At 33.5% G+C, this 18510-nt stretch carries 16 protein-coding genes and 1 tRNA gene; 12 read left to right on the top strand and 5 right to left on the bottom strand.

Annotation, left to right across the window (positions count from 1 at the left end; translation table 11 throughout):
* Positions 1-176 precede the first annotated feature (176 nt).
* On the bottom strand, positions 177-1703 hold the full coding sequence (locus FLAPXU55_RS05760; RefSeq protein ID WP_180856926.1) for a SusD/RagB family nutrient-binding outer membrane lipoprotein: 1527 nt from the start codon (positions 1701-1703) through the stop codon (positions 177-179).
* Positions 1704-1737: 34 nt separating this feature from the next.
* Complete coding sequence (locus tag FLAPXU55_RS05755) at positions 1738-4893, bottom strand: SusC/RagA family TonB-linked outer membrane protein (RefSeq protein WP_180856925.1); 3156 nt, start codon at positions 4891-4893, stop codon at positions 1738-1740.
* Positions 4894-5130: 237 nt separating this feature from the next.
* Here FLAPXU55_RS05755 and FLAPXU55_RS05750 point away from each other — a divergent pair, with 237 nt between their 5' ends.
* Positions 5131-5898, top strand: a complete 768-nt coding sequence (locus tag FLAPXU55_RS05750) for a nitrilase family protein (RefSeq protein ID WP_180856924.1) — start codon at positions 5131-5133, stop codon at positions 5896-5898.
* On the opposite strand, the gene FLAPXU55_RS05745 is transcribed toward FLAPXU55_RS05750, so the two are convergent.
* Positions 5895-7583: an Ig-like domain-containing protein gene (locus FLAPXU55_RS05745; RefSeq protein ID WP_180856923.1), complete on the bottom strand. Its 1689-nt coding sequence runs from the start codon at positions 7581-7583 to the stop codon at positions 5895-5897. The two genes, FLAPXU55_RS05750 and FLAPXU55_RS05745, sit on opposite strands and share 4 nt — an antisense overlap.
* Positions 7584-7754: 171 nt before the next feature.
* Here FLAPXU55_RS05745 and FLAPXU55_RS05740 point away from each other — a divergent pair, with 171 nt between their 5' ends.
* From FLAPXU55_RS05740 to FLAPXU55_RS05715, 6 genes are all read left to right on the top strand, one after another.
* Positions 7755-8756, top strand: coding sequence for a hypothetical protein (locus tag FLAPXU55_RS05740; RefSeq protein ID WP_180856922.1), 1002 nt, complete (start codon positions 7755-7757; stop codon positions 8754-8756).
* Positions 8716-11073, top strand: a complete 2358-nt coding sequence (locus FLAPXU55_RS05735) for a hypothetical protein (protein WP_180856921.1) — start codon at positions 8716-8718, stop codon at positions 11071-11073. Before FLAPXU55_RS05740 ends, FLAPXU55_RS05735 begins: the two co-directional genes overlap by 41 nt.
* Positions 11074-11082: 9 nt before the next feature.
* On the top strand, positions 11083-11487 hold the full coding sequence (mce, locus tag FLAPXU55_RS05730; RefSeq protein WP_180856920.1) for a methylmalonyl-CoA epimerase: 405 nt from the start codon (positions 11083-11085) through the stop codon (positions 11485-11487).
* A 146-nt stretch (positions 11488-11633) separates the two neighbouring features.
* A tRNA-Ile gene (locus tag FLAPXU55_RS05725) sits at positions 11634-11707 on the top strand.
* A 226-nt stretch (positions 11708-11933) separates the two neighbouring features.
* Positions 11934-12338 carry a helix-turn-helix domain-containing protein gene (locus FLAPXU55_RS05720; RefSeq protein ID WP_180856919.1) on the top strand — a complete coding sequence of 135 codons (405 nt, stop codon included), beginning with the start codon at positions 11934-11936 and terminating at the stop codon, positions 12336-12338.
* Between the two features lie 154 nt (positions 12339-12492).
* Positions 12493-12933, top strand: a complete 441-nt coding sequence (locus FLAPXU55_RS05715) for a very short patch repair endonuclease (RefSeq protein WP_180856918.1) — start codon at positions 12493-12495, stop codon at positions 12931-12933.
* Between the two features lie 2 nt (positions 12934-12935).
* Here FLAPXU55_RS05715 and dcm read toward each other — a convergent pair whose 3' ends face one another.
* A complete protein-coding gene (gene dcm / locus FLAPXU55_RS05710; RefSeq protein WP_180856917.1) occupies positions 12936-13925 on the bottom strand; it encodes a DNA (cytosine-5-)-methyltransferase in 990 nt (329 codons plus the stop codon).
* A 557-nt stretch (positions 13926-14482) separates the two neighbouring features.
* On the opposite strand from dcm, the gene FLAPXU55_RS05705 reads away from it, so the two are divergent.
* Positions 14483-14734, top strand: a complete 252-nt coding sequence (locus tag FLAPXU55_RS05705) for a hypothetical protein (RefSeq protein ID WP_123924603.1) — start codon at positions 14483-14485, stop codon at positions 14732-14734.
* Between the two features lie 34 nt (positions 14735-14768).
* On the opposite strand, the gene FLAPXU55_RS05700 is transcribed toward FLAPXU55_RS05705, so the two are convergent.
* Complete coding sequence (locus FLAPXU55_RS05700; RefSeq protein ID WP_180856916.1) at positions 14769-15359, bottom strand: riboflavin synthase; 591 nt, start codon at positions 15357-15359, stop codon at positions 14769-14771.
* Positions 15360-15416: 57 nt separating this feature from the next.
* Here FLAPXU55_RS05700 and pdxA point away from each other — a divergent pair, with 57 nt between their 5' ends.
* The 4 genes from pdxA to FLAPXU55_RS05680 all read left to right on the top strand — a co-directional run bounded on the left by pdxA (position 15417) and on the right by FLAPXU55_RS05680 (position 18489).
* On the top strand, positions 15417-16466 hold the full coding sequence (gene pdxA, locus FLAPXU55_RS05695) for a 4-hydroxythreonine-4-phosphate dehydrogenase PdxA (RefSeq protein ID WP_180856915.1): 1050 nt from the start codon (positions 15417-15419) through the stop codon (positions 16464-16466).
* A 105-nt stretch (positions 16467-16571) separates the two neighbouring features.
* Entirely contained in the window at positions 16572-17114 is a 543-nt protein-coding gene (locus FLAPXU55_RS05690; protein WP_053473306.1) for a YceD family protein, read from the top strand.
* Between the two features lie 9 nt (positions 17115-17123).
* Positions 17124-17318: a 50S ribosomal protein L32 gene (gene rpmF, locus FLAPXU55_RS05685; protein WP_008465217.1), complete on the top strand. Its 195-nt coding sequence runs from the start codon at positions 17124-17126 to the stop codon at positions 17316-17318.
* 172 nt (positions 17319-17490) lie between these two features.
* Positions 17491-18489: a beta-ketoacyl-ACP synthase III gene (locus FLAPXU55_RS05680; RefSeq protein WP_180856914.1), complete on the top strand. Its 999-nt coding sequence runs from the start codon at positions 17491-17493 to the stop codon at positions 18487-18489.
* The last annotated feature ends 21 nt before the right edge of the window (positions 18490-18510 follow it).

The following is an 18510-nucleotide window of genomic DNA, read 5'->3' as shown; positions in this document are numbered from 1 at the left end:
ATTTGTGCCGTCAGGCACTTAATATCGGTAGAAAACAGGAATTAGAATATCTCTAGCGTGCCGTAGGTACGCAATTGTTGTTGTTTTGTTGCGTACCTACGGCACGCCAACGGATTTGAAACTAATTTTCTACCGATATTAAGTGCCTAAAGGCACATTTCAACTCTTGATTGTTATTATTTATCCCACCAGATTTTTGTTGTAAAAAGGTCTTGACCCTGACGTTTAACCGCTTCTGCTAAGTTAGTCGAATTCACTGAATATTCGCTGGTTGGATATTTGAAACGTCTTGGTATTGTGCCGTTTGTAACGTTACCCGGAAAGTTTACCGGAATTAAAACCGGATAACCTGTTCTTCTCCAGTTGGCATAAACTTCCTGCTCGTCTACAAATAAGGCAATATAAACCTGAGTATGAATTTGATTCATTTTAGCCTCAAATGATCCTGCTGCATTGTACGGATTTGCTGTTAAATAGGGTGTTGCATCCGGAATAGTGTAAGCTACTCCATAGATTCCCATGTTTAAGAAAGAAGCCTGAACTCCTTTTTCGTATAAATCTTTATCAGATGCTGAATACCATCCTCTTGCAGCGGCTTCGGCTAAATATAAATTAGTTTCGGCGTTGCTGATCAATACAAGCGGTGCATCGTATCTAAAAACCGTACTTTGGTTAGGCTCAGAATACGTTGCTTGTTCAGCAGGAGTTGGGGCAATTTTAGTTCCGTTAGGGAAACCTTTTTGAACGGCAAGCGCTGTATTTTGAGTTGTTCCCTGCCAAACACCGGCATAAACACTAATTCTGGGATCGGCAGTTGATTGTAATAAATCGATAAATGTTTTAGCTAATTTTCCGCCTTCCACATTTTTAGTACCGAAAGAACCTGCTGTAAAATCTTGTTTTCTCGAATCGAAACCAACCGGATTTCGGTTAAAATCATTTGGTCCATCAGTGTATTTCATGATTGCATTATCAGCCGTATTCAAAATTACTCCGCCGGCAATAGCTTTAGTTACCCAGGTTTGTGCCAATGCAGCATCAACTTTTGTTAATCGTAATCCTAATCGAAGCATTAACGAATAAGAGAACTTTTTCCATTTCACAACATCTCCGTCATAAATAAAATCAGATTTACCAAAACTTGGTTTTGCAGGATCTAATGCGGCTGCCGCTTCGTCTAATTCTTTCAATAAATCTTTATAAATAAATTCCTGAGAATCATATTTAGGAAGAAAAATTTGTGTGCTGTTTGCTTTTGCTGCTTCAGAATATGGAATATCTCCATATAAATCTGTAATTCTGTGATATAAATAAGCTTTCCAGATTCTCGCAATATTCAATTTGTTGCTTTCGTTTGGATTGTTTTTTACCTCATTTATTACAACTTCCGTTTCATTTAAAGCGGTTGGATAAGCCTGATTAAAATAAGCAGAATAATAAACTTCATTACTCAAATATTTATCACCAGCCCCAGATGCTTCTTTGTAAGTTGCATAATGCTGCAGCATTCCGCCGCATTCTAAAATATTAGTAGCAAAATAATTGTTGTTTAAACCATCAAGCTGTGCTTTACTGAAAACAAAATTCGGGTCTGGTTTTTCAACTGAATTAGGGTTCGTATTGATTTCTTCAAAATCATCGGTACAAGCTGTCATACTTCCTAAAAGTAAGCCTGCGATATATAAAAGTGTTATCTTTTTCATGTCTTTTAATTTAATTATTAGAAATAAAGCAAGCTTAAAATTTGACATTTAAGTTTAAACCGAAACTTCTTGTTTTTGGTACTCCAAATTGTTCTACACCCTGAGCATTTCCGGCACTAAATACAGATTCAGGATCTACGTTTGGTGTTTTCTTGTAAAGAATAAATAAGTTTCTTGCCACAAATGAAACCGAAACTCCCTGAAGTTTTGATAATCCTTTTATTTTTTCAATAGGTAAATCGTAACCCAGAATTACTTGTCTTAATTTGATGAAACTTGCATCATAAACAAATTCAGAAGAAATATTTCTTAAACCATCATAATACGTTCTTAGGTTTTCCGGAGCAATTACCATATCAACCGGATTTCCGTTAACGTCAACACCTTTAATTGGTAAACCGCTTTCACGACCTTCAAGCGTTAATTTTGTCAATCCCATACGAGTTCCGTATAAGTTTGTTCCAGAATATAAGCTTCCGCCAAATTTCCCGTCGATTAAAAAGCTCAATGAAATGTTTTTGTATTTGAATTCGTTGGTAAGTCCCGCAGCCCAAGGATGAACACCCTGACCTAATTCTTCAAGCGGTCCCTGTGCAATAGTTGCAGATCCGCCGCTTACATTATAAACCGTATTTCCGTTAGCATCTTTACGAGGTCTGTACCCTTTTATGATACTGTACGGACGTCCAACATCACTTGTAATCGTTACATATCCGTTTACAGAAGTTGCCATTGTAATCGAGTTTAACTGATCTGTAAGTGCTTCAACTTTATTTTCGTTGTATGATCCGTTGAAACTTGCATCCCAAGAGAATTTATCAGAATTGATGATTTTACCGCTTACTAAAAACTCAACCCCTCTGTTTCTCATTTTTCCTAAATTCAATAAAGCAGTATTAGCTCCGGAAGCTGTTGAAATTGTAGTTTCAACAATATCGTTTGTAGTCGCACGGTTGTACCAAGCAAAATCAAGATTTAAACGATTGTTGAAAAATCCTAAATCTGTTCCAATCTCAAATGTTGTGGATGTCAACGGACTTAAAGTCGCATTTGGAACTCTTGAACTTGTTGGCCCCTGAACCTGCTGGCCGTTATGTCCGCCCTGAATCATAGAGTACGATTGGTTCAATGCATAAGGATCTGGCGTTGCGCCTCCCACTTCTGCCCATGAACTTCTTAGTTTAGCAAACGAAACAAATTCCGGCAGTGTTATAATATCCGAAACAATTATACTTGTTCCAATAGAAGGATAAAATACCGTATTGTTTTCTTTTGAAAGAGTAGAAAACCAATCCTGACGACCTGTTACATTTAAAAATACAATGTTTTTATAATCAAAATCGGCAGCGCCGTAAACCGAGTTGGTTTTAGTTTTTCCGTAAGGATAACTATAAGCCAAGGTTGATAAATTGCTTAAAGCATAAAAATCATTTAATACAAAATTTGAACCTTCCACTCTGGTTTCGTCTCTCAACGTAGTACGAGAGTTAACTCCAACTAAAGCATTTAAAGAGAAATCATTATAGAAATTCTTTTTGGTATAATTAAGAATGGCTTCAGAATTGATGTTTGATAATTTCATTTTTGAACCCTGCGCATATCCAACCGGATTGTTTAAAGTTGTTTTTGGAATGTATCCGAAGAAATCATAATCCGTATAATCTTGTCCAACTCTACCTTGAAGGAATAACTCAGGAGTAAAATTCACCTTTACGTTCAACATCCCGATGAAACGATTTTTAGTGTCTTTGTTTTTAATTTTATTAACAACAAAATAAGGGTTTGTTGCTACAGCAACAGGATTCCATGCTTCTTCAATTCCGTTGGCATCATAACCTGGGGCAAGATTTCGAATGTCAACCGTATTACCAATCATGTAAGTCCCCCAGTTTGGATTTGCCTCCGCATCAGAAACCGTTACTCTGTTGTTGGATTTTTCTAAATTATATTGTGCTACAACATCAAATTTTAACCAGTTTGTTAAGTTCACATTACTCGCAATGTTGATGCTTTTACGGTTAAAATCAGAATTTGGAACCACACTTTGGTTATCCATATTCGAGAACGAAAGTCGGCCTGTAGCTTTTTCATTTCCTCCGGATAAAGCAAGAGAGTTAATAAATGTTGTTCCTGTTTCGTAGAAATTTTTAATGTTATTTTTTTGCGCCACATAAGGTCTTGAAACACCGTCAAACTGAACTACGTTGCTTCCGTCAATTTTAGCACCCCAAGACCAGCGTCCGGCTGCAACAGCTTCTGCCTGCGTGGTTGGTTTCTTTCCGTTTGCTCCAGAACCATATTCATATTGCCAGTCAGGAATAATCGAAGGTGTTTCGAATGTAAATGAAGAATTATATTCAACCCCAATTCCTTTTTGGGCAGAACCTCTTTTCGTTTGAATTAAAATTACACCGTTTGCCGCATTTGCACCATAAAGTGCGGCAGCCGTTCCACCTTTTAAAACCGTAATCGTTTTAATATCATCGGCATTGATAACAGAAGTTCCGTCACCACGATCGACATTTATTCTCGTTGAACCGGCACCGTTTCCAATTCCCGGTAAATTAAGCTGTGTATTGTCAATAGGTAAATCGTTAACCACATACATTGGCTGATTGTTTCCGTTTAAAGACCCGTTTCCACGAATTACAACTCTCGTTGATCCATTTGCTCCGGTTGAGGTACTGCTCACGTTTACTCCGGCAATTTTCCCGACTAATGCATTCGAAATATTAGTTTCTTTCGCTTTTGTAAATTCAGTTCCTTTTAATTCGGTAACAGCGTAAGCAACAGATTTGCTGCTTTTTTTAACTCCAAGTGCTGTAACTAAAACTTGTTCCAGAACATTTTCGGCAGGTTTTAATCGAATCGTTAAATCTGAAGTTTTAAGTAAGGCAAATGATAAAGTTTCATAACCCATGTAACTTACAATAATATGAACTTCATTTTCCGGAACCTTCAATTTGAATTTTCCGTTTTCATCAGATATTGTTGCTATTTTATTATTGCTCTCGGCATAAATAGTAGCTCCGGCAATTGGCATTCCGTCATCCTGACCTAAAATCTGGCCCGAAATTTCAACTTGATTGCTTTGTTGTTCAAAAAGATGCTTTTTTATTGCAATCTCTTTGGCGTTTGTGGAGAAGATGATTCCTCCAATAAACACTAATGAAATAAGCTTTGTTTTCATAATAGTTTGGTTTTCATGTTTTTCTTTTGGTTTTTTATTGGCAAATCAAATATATAGATTAATTTCAAACATTTGCATTTTTTTTGCAATAACTGCATTTTTTTTGCAATAAAATTTATCCAAGTATTTTTTTAATCTTAAAAACATTTGATTTTTAAAGACGTTTTGAGAAAATTTTGCAAAACGAGCTTTTTCATTAAAAAAATAATTTTGGCTGAAAATTCGTATTTTTGGAAAATGAAAATCGCACTTATTCAATCAGAATTGGTTTGGGAAGAGGCTTCTGCAAACAGAAAAAACTTTGAATCGAAAATAAGACACATCAATCAGCAGGTCAATTTGATTGTTTTGCCAGAAATGTTTTCGACAGGATTTACTATGAATCCGTCGGCAGTTGCAGAAACGATGGAAGGAGAAACAATTTTGTGGATGAAGGCTGTTGCGAAAGAAAAAAATAGTGCAGTGACAGGAAGTTTGGTTATTACCGAAAATGGCAATTATTATAACAGAATGTTTTTTGTTTTTCCGTCGGGAGAAATGCAGTATTATGACAAACGCCATTTGTTTTCATTAGCCGGCGAAGATAAATTCTATACCGCCGGAACTCAAAAAGTAATTGTTGATTATCTGGATTGGAAAATCTGCCTGCAGGTTTGTTATGACTTGCGTTTCCCGGTTTTTGTGCGAAATGTCGAAAATTACGATTTACTTTTATACGTTGCTAACTGGCCCAAAGTACGCACGAACGCCTGGGACGCTTTGCTTAAAGCACGTGCCATTGAAAACCTAAGTTATGTTGTGGGTGTAAACAGAATTGGGCTTGACGCCAATAACTACGAACATACAGGACATTCGCAGGTTGTTGACTTTTTAGGAAATTACATTTTAGAACCACAAGAAACAGAAGGTGTTTTTGTCGTTGATTTAGATAAAAATGAAATGCTGGAAACTCGAAAAAAACTCGACTTTTTAAGCGATAAAGATATTTTTGAGGTTAAAATCTAGAAAGCTTTTCGCTGCTTTTCCTCTTTTTTCCTTTTTTTCTCGTCTTCTTTTTTCTCTATTTCGGGACTGTAAGGAATGCTTAAATCCACGCTTTGATCAACGTCCCAATTACTGCGGACATCGACTTCCTGCTGATAATAAAAAACTTCTTCGGCGTATCGTTTGTCGAGAAAACTTCCGGCATCATACATTTTGTTTTTATTATCGTCGTAAATAATCCTAACCGTAAACTGAGTTGGTACTAATAAATTGAATTCAATTTTAGTATTTCCTTCAGAATATTCGCTGGCCAAAACTTCATCGCCTTTTTTGTTTGTTATTTCAACAATGATCGGGAAACGTTTTACATTTTTCAAATTCAAAACTAAATTTCCGTAATCGGCAGCTTCTTTTGTGGAGAGTTTATACGATAAAGTATCGTTTGTTTTTTCATAGAAATCAGTCAAAGCGCCCGGGAAAAATGTAAAGTTGTATTTTTCCTGAGGTTCTTTTTTGAAATCAACATACAGCTTCTGATTGAATTCATCATATTCTGTAGTAAAATCAACCGCTGTCGAATCTTTATTAACTAATTTAATTTTCGTTTTATCGAATTTCACCAAAGGCGTTTCAGTTTCTAAAGTAAATCTTTCTCTAAAATTAATTATACCGTTTTGAACCGCTTTAATGTTCATCGTGTCCTTTTTCTGGTCTTTTACCCTAAAAGTAAACCTCTTTTTATAGGTATCACGACTAACTTCTAAAGATAAAGAATCGGCTTTTAAAGGTTTATACCAAACCTGAAGCGAATCTTTTTTAGGAAACTGCGTTACAATGGTTTCAAGAACCTGGTCATTGTTTTTAAGTACAATAGTTGGTTTGTTGATCTTGAAATTTTGTTTTCCTTCATAAGGTAAAAGCAATCTGTTTCCTGATGCCTGAATTGGTTTTACCGCTTTTAACGGAAGTGTTTCCTTGAATAATTCTAAATCAAAAACAGTGTCATTTGGCACCGTAATAAAATGTTTGATAAACCCAATTTTATCATCTTTTGGGTTGTATTTATTATTGCTTGATTTGTCTTTTAAAGCAACCAAAAGATATTTTCCGGCTTTTAAATTTTCAAATTCAAAAGTTCTTAAACTGTCTAAAGTATTGGTAACGTAACGCGGAAAATCTTTGTAAATAACAGAATCTTTGTATTTATCATTTGCTTCATACAACATTACAGAAACAAAATTATCTACCTTTTTTTCATACGAATCCTTAATGCTTCCTCTAAGTTTTAGCGAATCAATATAAGGTCCAGTCGAAAAAACATATTTAAATTGGTTTATCGCATTTCCTTCATTATTATCCGTAATACTTTGTCCAAAATTAAAACTATACGTTGTGTTGGGCTGTAAAGTATCTTTAATTTTTATGTTTAAAAATTTACTAACACCAGTTGGATAAATCAACGGCTCATTTTTCATTGGAGGTGAAATAACAAGTTGTTTGTTGAGGTTTTTCAACTTTACATATTCATCAAAAACCAATGTAATTTCGTTTCCTTTAAAATCAGTACTGAAATTTTTAGGAGTACTCGAAACCAAAACAGGAGCCAATGTATCTTTTAATCCGCCAGTTATACTGCCTCTTTTGGCGCAGCTCATCATTAATAATACCAATAAAAATGAAATGTATTTGAGTTTGCTTTTAAACATAGCGGTTTTTAAATTTGATTGCACAAAATAACAATTATATTTGCTTTAATTGAAATTTTTTGGGCATTTATTAGGATTTACAGCTTTTAGATTTACTTCCTTTTTTGAATAAGAAATAAACAATAGGCTATAATTTCTTACTTTTGAGTTCAAATATAATTTCCTCCGGTTTTGATAAAAAGAATTTTCTTGGTTTTAATGGTTGTTTTGTTTTCTGCCTGCAGTAAAAATAACAAACCTGTAATTGCTTTTTATTATTGGAAAACCAATTTGAAATTTTCTCAAACAGAAAAAGAAGTTTTAAAAGAGAATGACGTTCACAAACTCTATGTTCGTTATTTTGATATCGGACTTCATCCCGAAACGCAATCTCCAATTCCTATAAGTCCAATTCATTTTCAGGAAAATACCAGTTTTGAAATTGTTCCCGTGGTTTTTATTCAGAATAAAGTAATGCTGCAAACCAATCTTGATATTGAAGATCTGGCTAAAAAGACGATTCATTTAATTGACGAAATCAATAAAAAGAATAAAATCAATTATACCGAAATTCAAATTGACTGCGACTGGACATTAAACAGTAAGGACAATTATCTTAAATTTATTGAACAGATTAAAAAGCTTTCGCAGAAAAAACTCTCAGCCACAATAAGGCTTCATCAGGTTAAATATTTCAGAAAAACGAAAATCCCGAATGTAGATCATGGCGTTTTAATGTTTTACAATATGGGAACTATCGCTCCGGATTCCTTAAATTCTATTTACAGCCAAAAAATCTCGGCAAATTATTTGAAGAGTTTAAAGAAATATCCGCTTAATCTTGATTATGCATTGCCAATATATTCGTGGGCGGTTCATATCAGAAATAATAAAGTTGTTGGACTTCGTTCGAAACTGAATTTCAGCGAACTCAAAAAGGATAAAAACTTTGTTCAGATAAATTCCATTTTTTTTAAAGCCAGACAATCAAATTATAAAAATGGTGTTTATTATGAAGAAAACGATCTCCTTAAAATAGAATCGATTTCTGCCGATGATTTAAAAGAAATGGGAGAAGACTTAAGCGAAAATTCGGCGAAAGCCCCAAAAGAAATTATATTTTACGATTTAGACGAATTCAATTTAAAAAGTTATGAAAAGAATATTTTTGAGCAAGTTATTTCTTGTTTCTAGTGTTACGATACTTTCGGTTTACGGAATACTAAATGCCTGCGGCGGCGGTGACGATTGGGATTTTTTTGGATACAACTCTAATTTCACGCCCGAAACTTTTGCAGATAAATCATATTCGCCCTTGTTTTTGGCCGGAGATATTTTTTACGGAGTTGGTTTTGACACGAAACACAATTCCCGTTTCAATGAAAACATAAAATCAGATTGGGGAACTTATCTAAAAGGTGTTGTTGATACTACGACTGTAAATTATTTTTTAATTGGAGATGATAAGCCAAGATATTATTCTGATGAAAAAAACACCATTAAAAACAAAGAAGAAATCACAGACCTTCATGTCTTCTATAAAAACAAAAAGCAAAATGCTTCCTCTGTAAAATGGGGCAAAAAAATGCCGTTGAAAGATGCAAAAGTGAAAAGCTTTGTGGAGTTTTTGTATTTGGCTCAAAAAATAGAAACGGTTTCAATTGGCGAAGATTATTGGAGTTACGATCCTGTTGTGGCCAAAACTTTTAATGATTTGCAAATGATTCAGTCGATCGAAAATGTTTACAACACAACTGCAGATTCGTTTTTGAAAAACAGATATTGGTTTCTAACGATGAAAGCTCGTTTTTACAGCAACAGCAAACAAAAAGCAATTGACTTTTTTAATAAAACCGAAAGTTCTGTTCCTAAAAATGTATTGTATTATCGTGCACTTTCATACGTTGCCGGAATTAATTATCAGCAGAAAAAATATGCAGTTTCGAATTATTTGTACGCACAGGTTTTTGATAAATGTCCGGAACTGAGAATTGTTACGGCTTATAGTTTTCATCCCAAAAATGAAGCTGACTGGACAAAATCGCTGGCAATGGCAAAAAATAATAAAGAGAAAGCGGCGCTTTGGGCGATTCACGGATTTTATAAAGATGAAAAACAAGCTATTGAAAAAATTTATGAGTTAGATCCAAAAAGTGAACACTTAAATTATCTGGCCACAAGATTGGTAAACAAACAAGAACAAGCGCTTAATAATTCATTTCAGCAAAAAGCAGAAGAAAATCAGCCGGTGAAAAACCAAACGGTTGCGGAGAATAAAACCGAAAATCAATCTAAAATAGATAAAAGTGCTTTTGATTTAATTGCCAAAATTTCGGCAGCAGATAATACGGCAAGACCTTATTTATGGGATTTGTCTTTGGGATATCTACAAACTTTAAAAGGCGATTATGCAAATGCGGATAAAAGTTTTGATAAAGCAGTAAAAACACTTCCGAAAACAGAATTGGCGGGAATGCAGCTTCGTTTATTGCGTTTTGTAAATAATTTGAATAAAATTGATAAACTGACGGATAAAAATGAGAAAACAATTCTTGCCGATTTAAACTGGCTGTATTATGAACTTCCAAAAACATATAAAGAAGGAGAGTTTCGTTATCAAAATGCTTCTTCATGGAGCAGAAGTTATTTGTCTGCACTTTATAAAGGAAAATCAGATCCGGTAATGTCGGAGATTTTTGGTGAATCACGTTACAGTTACTGGAATGACGGAAATGCATTTTATGACAATGAAAAAAATCTGCTGGATATAAAAACGTTTTTAGCAAAGCCAAATAAAACCGAAATTGAAAAAATTGGTGCTGGAATTTATAGTTTAAAATTGAAAGATATTAGCAATTTCCAAGCGGTTCAGGCAACTTTTAAAAATAAAATTCCTGAAGCGATTACTTTTATGAAGGAAACTGATTCGGTTCAGTATTATAAATTTTTAGGGAATCCGTTTAACGGAAGTATTAAAGATTGTCACGATTGCGATCATGCGGCGTATCAAAAAAGAAAATATACTTTTATTGATTTTCTAAATACCGTAAAAGAAATGCAGGATAAACTGGCTCAAAAAGAAGATGTTTATACGAATAGTTTACTGCTGGGGAATGCATTTTATAATATTTCGCATTTTGGAAACGGAAGAACTTTTTATGAAATTAGTATTGTAGGTTACGGTTCAAGTCCATATTCGTTTAGAGATTCGATGAAAAAAATGATTACGAATTGTGATGTTTCTAAAACCTATTATCAAAAAGCGCTGCAGGCTGCAACGACAAAAGAGCAAAAAGCAAAATGTGTGTATTTGATTGCTAAATGCGAACGAAACGAATATTATAATAATAAATACAATAATGTTACAAACTGGTGGAGTATTGAAGATGATAAAATTAATTTTATTGCCTGGAACGGTTTTAAAACCTTGAAAAAGGATTATTCAGACACTCAATACTATAAAGATGTAATTGCTGAATGCGGTTATTTTAATACTTACATTAATCAATAATAGAAAGTCATGGTTAATAAAATAGAACATATCGGAATCGCGGTAAAAAATATGGATGATGCAAATGTATTGTTCGAAAAAATGCTTGGCGTTCCGTCTTATAAAATGGAAGCGGTAGAAAGTGAAGGCGTTTTGACTTCGTTTTTTCAAACCGGAAATAACAAGATTGAACTTTTAGTGGCGACAAATCCCGAAAGTCCAATTGCAAAGTTTCTGGAAAAGAAAGGAGAAGGAATTCATCACATCGCTTTTGATGTTGATGATATTCATGCCGAAATTTCACGCTTAAAAAGTGAAGGTTTTGTGCTGATAAACGAAGTCCCGAAGAAAGGTGCCGACAATAAATTGGTAGTTTTCCTGCATCCGAAGAACACAAATGGCGTTTTGGTGGAGCTTTGTCAGGAAATTAAATAAAAAATATCACTTTTTGTTTTTAAATAAGGTCTTGAAAATCAATCTTGTTTTGAATACTGGGACTTTGAATTGAAATTAAATGCAAATCATGTCTTAAAATATTTGGAGTGAACGAAAAATAGTAGTAATATTGCATCCTCTAAACCGGTCCTATAGCTCAGCTGGTTAGAGCACCTGACTCATAATCAGGTGGTCCCTGGTTCGAGCCCAGGTGGGACCACTTCTTTAGAAATAGAAAGCCTTTACAGAAATGTAGAGGCTTTTTTGTTTTCTTACGACAAAGGATTTATATACATCTATTCCAATTCTTTAAAAGAGAAGCTTCTTCAAAATATCGATAATATCTGACAAAAGAATGTTTTAAAGGATATTTTTCTATCTTTGAAAATCAGATTTTTAATTCGCGTGCCCTTATATTTAGGGCTTTAGAAAAATTAATATTCATTATGGAACAAAAAATACATCAGGGAAGAAACGTAAAACGTTTCAGAGAAATGCTTAATATAAAGCAAGAGGCATTGGCTTATGATTTGGGAGAAGACTGGAATCAAAAGAAAATTTCTCTACTGGAGCAGAAAGATGTAATTGAAGAAAATCTGCTGAAACAAATTTCTGCTGTATTAAAGATTCCTGTTGAAGCCTTTCAGAATTTTGATGAGGAGCAGGCAATTAATATTATTTCAAATATTTTTCACGATGAAGCATTTATCGGTAATTCTGGTGGCACTTATAATGTTAATCCATTACAAGAAATTTTAAAGCTTCACGAAGAAAAGATTGGTCTGTATGAGAGAATGTTAAAAGAGAAAGATGAAATGATGCAAAGGCTTGAAAAGCTAATCAATAAATAATTTAAGAATAAATCTTATTCAAAAAGCCTTTACAGAAATGTAGAGGCTTTTTTGTTTTTAGCTGTGAAAAATGAAATTTTTACGCAAGAATAATTAAACTTCCATATTTCTTAAATACCTAACTTTATGTGTCAGAAACAAATTTGATCTTCAGATGGATAATTTAACTCCCGAACAACGGAGAAAAAATATGCAGGCTATAAAAAGCACGTTAACTACGCAAGAAGTCAGGCTTGCCAAAGCTTTGTGGGAATTGGGTTATCGCTATCGAAAGAATAATAAAAAAATATTCGGTAAGCCGGATTTGACTTTTGCAAAGTATAAAATCGCCATTTTTATTGACAGCGAATTTTTTCACGGTAAAGATTGGGAAACGCAGCAATTGCGAATCAAATCAAATCGTGATTATTGGATTCCGAAAATCGAACGAAATAGGAAACGTGATATTGAAGTCAACGCTTTTTTGATTTCGAAAAAATGGAAAGTAATTCGGTTTTGGAGTAAAGAAGTTCAAAAAGAATTGGATACTTGTGTGGCAAAAATTCAAGAAGAAATTGAATCTTCAAAAATAAAAACAGAAGAAAAAAAGAGTTGATTTTATACTTTTTCTTTCTTCTTTTCTTTTGCTTCGACTTTTTGGATAACCTTAAAAATTTCTTCAGCCAGTCTTTGAATAACCGGCATGCTAACCGAATTTCCTGCTTGTTTATATAAGCTTGAATTGGAAATTGGAGGCAGTTTGTAATCATCAGGAAAGCCCTGAAGTCTAAAACATTCTCTTGGAGTCAGTTTTCTAAAGCCAAAATCGGTTGTAATGATCGGGACGTTGTGTCCGCCCGTTCCCATATTGGCTGTTAGAGTAGGGCATAAGCCCGATTTGTTTTCTCTAACATATTGTCTTCTAAATTGATAGATGTGATTCTTGTTTACAACCGCTTCCTTTAGTTTATTGTACATGTACTTCTCCTCGCCATAATAAAATTTATCAGAAACTTTTTCTGTAATAATTAAATCTTTAATAGACTTCGTTAATTGTTCCTTTTCAGGGAATTTAAACTTAAAACTTTTATTATTTAAGAAGTCTTTGTCAAAAGCAATCATGAAAAGTCGCTCTCTGTTATGCGGCGTATTTCCAAAATCTTTGGTGTTTAAAATAGAACTGTCAAAAGTATAATTGCGCTTTTTGATTTCGCTTTTTATAACTTTTAATGTGTTCCCTTTATCGTGCCCTTTTAGATTTTTGACATTTTCAAGAAAAACCACTTTGGGTCTTATTTCGTCAATGAAATCCAGAATCTTAAAAAAATGATTTCCTCTTCTGTCATCAAAACCTTTTCGGTGACCGGCAAGTGAAAAAGGCTGACAGGGAAAACCGGCAGTTAAAATATCTACTTGTTCAAGCGTTTTTACATCAAGATCCATGACATCGCCTTCAATTAGATTATGTTTGAAATTGTTTCTGTAGGTAACGCAGGCTTTTTTGTCAAATTCATTGGCCCATTTCAAATTAAAACCAGCTTTTTCAAAACCTAAACATATACCGCCTACGCCTGCATACAAACTTCCAACTGTATATTTATTTTTCATTTATTAATGGCTGTTTTTGACTCAAAGAAGTCTTAAGGTCTTTTTTATGAATTTATTGAATGCAAATATATTAATTCAAAAATATTTGATTGTTCTTAGAATTTGAAAAAGAAAGAATTTAATATTTTTTCAGCGTTTTAAACTACAGTTCTTTCTGACTTATTGAAATTTAGCCAGTTTTTTAAAAAAAAATATCTGGCTGCGTTTTTTAAGAAATTTTAAAGTCTTGCTTAAAATCCCTTTTGATTTTAAAATTTGAGTTTATGTACAATAAATGTCTGAAATACAGAGTTTAATATATGTTTTGTAAGTAAGGAAAATGAAAAAGATAAATAGATTTTTAGATGTTTTTTATCTGAATTTTGTTGTTTTTAGATCTAAGTCTCTCAGTATTACGTATATTATTTTTACATCACTTTATTGATTTTAAAGTTGTTTTTTTGTAAAAATCGTATACTTTTGCCAAAGAATTTCCGTGTAGATAACATTTTTGTGATGTATCTCTATAAAAATATTTGCCCCTAGTATTATTTATTGAATTTCAGCACGTTTAACCTATGAAGATAAGGAATATATTATTAGCACTTTTTTTAATTGTATCGAGTGTGTCGGTTACTTTTGCTGACAACACGCCGCCACCGCCGCCCCAAGCAGCTAAAACATCAGGAACAGCATCAACAACTGATGATGATGATATAACGCCTCCAGGTTTGCCAATTAATGATCATATACCGTATCTAATTGCAGCAGGATTCGTTTTAGGAATGACAATTATATACCGAAACAAAATAAAAAAAGCTTCAATTTAAATCGAAGCTTTTTTTATGCAGTAATTTTTCTTGATTATTTGTTAATCGCGTAGAGTCTTGAAATGTATTTTCCAACAACATCAAACTCTAAATTTATTTTAGTACCTACTTTGAAATCTTTAAAATTGGTATTTTCAAAAGTATAAGGGATTATCGAAACGCTAAATTCGTTTGTTTTAGAATTTACAACAGTTAAACTGACTCCGTTTACAGTAATTGATCCTTTTTCAATTGTAATATTGTTTAAAGTTTGATTGTATTCAAAAGTATAATTCCAGCTTCCGTTTGCTTCTTCAATTTTGGTACAAGTTCCCGTTTGGTCTACGTGGCCCTGAACAATATGTCCGTCAAGACGGTCGCCAAGCTTCATTCCTCTTTCTAGATTTACAATGTCATTAGCTTTCCAGTCGCCAATATTGGTTTTTAAAATCGTTTCTTCAATAGCAGTAACTGTATAGTGTGAATCTTTTATAGCAACAACCGTAAGGCATATTCCGTTATGCGAAACGCTCTGGTCAATTTTTAATTCGTTAGTGATCGAAGACTCAACAGTAACATGCAGATTGTTTTTGTCTTTTTGTATTTCGTGGATTCTTCCAAGGGTTTCAATAATTCCTGTAAACATTGTAGTTTTATTTTACTAAATTTGCACATCAAAATTAGTAATAAATAAGCTGAGCTCATGAATAAAAAAGCAGAAAATATAATTGTTGGAATTTCAGTTGGAGATTTAAACGGTATTGGAAGCGAAGTTATACTAAAAACATTCGAAGATTCCCGAATGTTAGAATTGTGTACACCTGTTATTTTTGCAAATGCTAAAATCCTTTCTTTCGTTAAAAAAAGTTTTACTTCGACCGTGCAGTTTCATGGTGTTGATAAATTGGAACAGGTAATTCCGGGAAAAGTAAATGTATTGAATCTTTGGAGAGAAGGAGTAGATATTAATTTAGGTACTAATAATGAAAAAATTGGTGAGTATGCAATAAAATCTTTTGTAGCAGCTACTAAAGCTTTAAAAGAAGGTTTGATTGATGTTTTAGTTACAGCACCAATTAATAAATATAATATCCAGTCAGAAGATTTTAAATTTCCGGGACATACCGATTATCTGGATCAGGAATTAGAAGGAAATGCACTGATGATGATGGTTCAGGATAATTTAAGAGTTGGTTTGTTGACAGACCACGTTCCGTTAAATGAAGTTTCATCTCATTTGACTGAAGAATTAATTACCAGAAAAATCGAAACCGTCAGAAAATCCCTTATTCAGGATTTTAGTATAGTAAAGCCAAAAATCGCAGTTTTAGGGTTAAATCCTCATAGCGGTGACGGCGGTGTTATTGGAAAAGAAGAAGATTTGATCTTAAAACCCGTTTTGAAGAAAATATTTGACAGCGGTACTATGGTTTTTGGTCCATTTTCTGCCGATGGATTTTTTGGAAGCGGCCAATATGAAAAATATGATGCTATTGTAGCAACGTATCACGATCAGGGATTGATTCCTTTTAAGACGCTTTCATTTGGAAAAGGAGTTAATTATACTGCCGGACTAAATAAGGTTAGAACATCGCCAGATCATGGCACAGCATACGATATTGCTGGAAAAGACATGGCCGATTTTAATTCGTTTAAAGAAGCAGTTTATCTTGCGCTTGATATTTTTCGCTCGCGTAATCAGTATGAGGAGATTAGCGAAAAACCTCTTAAAATAAAAGAAAAACAGTTATAAACAAAAAAAGGTGAATAAGATTATTAGATTTATAATAATTTTATATCTTTGCACCCCAATTCAGATATGTAGTTTTGTATTTGAATTAAACAAATTGATGTTGAAATGAGCAAATCAAAAGAATTTTTAATTCCTTTTATAGGGTTAAAGCTGGGAAAACACCATTTTGAGTATCAAATAAATAACACGTTCTTTAAGGACTTTGACTATGAAGAGTTTCAAAGTTCAGATATTAAAGTGAATTTGGTTTTCGATAAGAAAAGCAACATGTTAGAGTTAGAATTCAAACACAAAGGGACAGTAAATGTGCCTTGTGATTTAACCGGCGAAGATTTTGATTTACCTATTAAAGGGAAAATGAAGTTAATTGTTCGTTTTGGAGATGAGTTCAATAATGATAATGAAGAATTGTTGATTTTGCCACATGGAGAACATGAATTAGATGTGTCACAATACATTTATGAAATGATTGCACTTTCGGTGCCCCAAAAAAGAATTCATCCTGGCGTTAAAGACGGTACATTACAAACCGAAGCTTTAACAAAATTGAATGAATTAAGCGTAAAAGAACAGAAGGAAGAGAGTAATAAAGAAGAAGATATTGACCCGCGTTGGGAAAAATTAAAGAAACTATTAACGGATAAATAATATAGTAAAATGGCACATCCTAAGAGAAAAACCTCGAAAACAAGAAGAGATAAGAGAAGAACACATTATAAAGCTACTGTAGCTCAAATCGCTACATGTCCTATTACAGGTGAGGCACATTTATACCACAGAGCTTACTGGCATGAAGGTAAAATGTACTACAGAGGGCAAGTTGTTATCGATAAATCTGAAGCGGTTGCTTAATACGTTTTTGTAAATTATACTGGAACTCTCACATAGTGAGAGTTTTTTTTGTTGGTTATAATTTTCGTTTTTTAAGAAAATACAGGCAAATTCGCTTCGTTTTTTTTTGTAATTTTCAAGTCTTTTAAAAATTTTTCAAATAATAATATTTGAAAGGAAATAATAGAATATAATGAATACAATCACAGCCGCAATTACCGCTGTTGGAGGCTACGTTCCAGACTTTGTGCTTTCTAACAAAGTATTGGAAACAATGGTAGATACCAATGACGAATGGATTACCACTCGTACAGGAATTAAAGAAAGAAGAATTCTTAAAGATGCTGATAAAGGAACGTCGTACCTTGCCATACAAGCAGCAAAGGATTTAATAGCAAAAGCTAATATTGATCCTTTAGAAATTGATATGGTTATAATGGCAACTGCAACACCAGATATGATGGTGGCTTCTACAGGAGTTTATGTTGCAACACACATTGGAGCTACAAACGCATTCGCATACGATTTGCAGGCAGCTTGTTCAAGTTTCTTATACGGAATGTCTACTGCTGCGGCTTATGTACAATCTGGAAGATATAAAAAAGTATTATTAATTGGTGCCGATAAAATGTCATCAATTGTAGATTATACAGACAGGGCAACTTGTATTATTTTTGGTGATGGAGCTGGAGCAGTATTGTTTGAACCAAATTATGAAGGTTTAGGTTTACAGGATGAATATTTAAGAAGTGATGGTGTAGGACGCGATTTTCTTAAAATTCCTGCCGGAGGTTCTTTGATTCCGCCAAGCGAAGAAACTGTAAAAAACAGACAGCACAATATTATGCAAGACGGAAAAACAGTTTTCAAATTTGCTGTTACTAATATGGCCGATGCAAGCGAATTGATTCTGAAAAGAAATAATTTAACAAATCAGGATGTTGACTGGTTAGTGCCGCATCAGGCTAATAAGCGTATTATTGATGCTACAGCCGGAAGATTAGAGTTAGAAGATTCTAAAGTATTAGTTAATATCGAAAGATATGGAAATACTACTTCTGGAACTTTACCATTAGTATTAGCTGACTTTGAAGATAAGCTTAAAAAAGGAGATAATGTTATTTTTGCTGCATTTGGTGGTGGATTCACATGGGGATCTATTTACTTAAAATGGGCTTACGATAAAAAATAAATTAAAACTAAAAACGAATCA

Origin of the sequence: Flavobacterium panici (genome assembly GCF_903819335.1) — a bacterium.
Lineage (GTDB): Bacteria > Bacteroidota > Bacteroidia > Flavobacteriales > Flavobacteriaceae > Flavobacterium > Flavobacterium panici.
The sequence above is the reverse complement of the archived record's forward strand: the minus strand, read 5'-3'. Positions and strand labels throughout refer to the sequence as shown.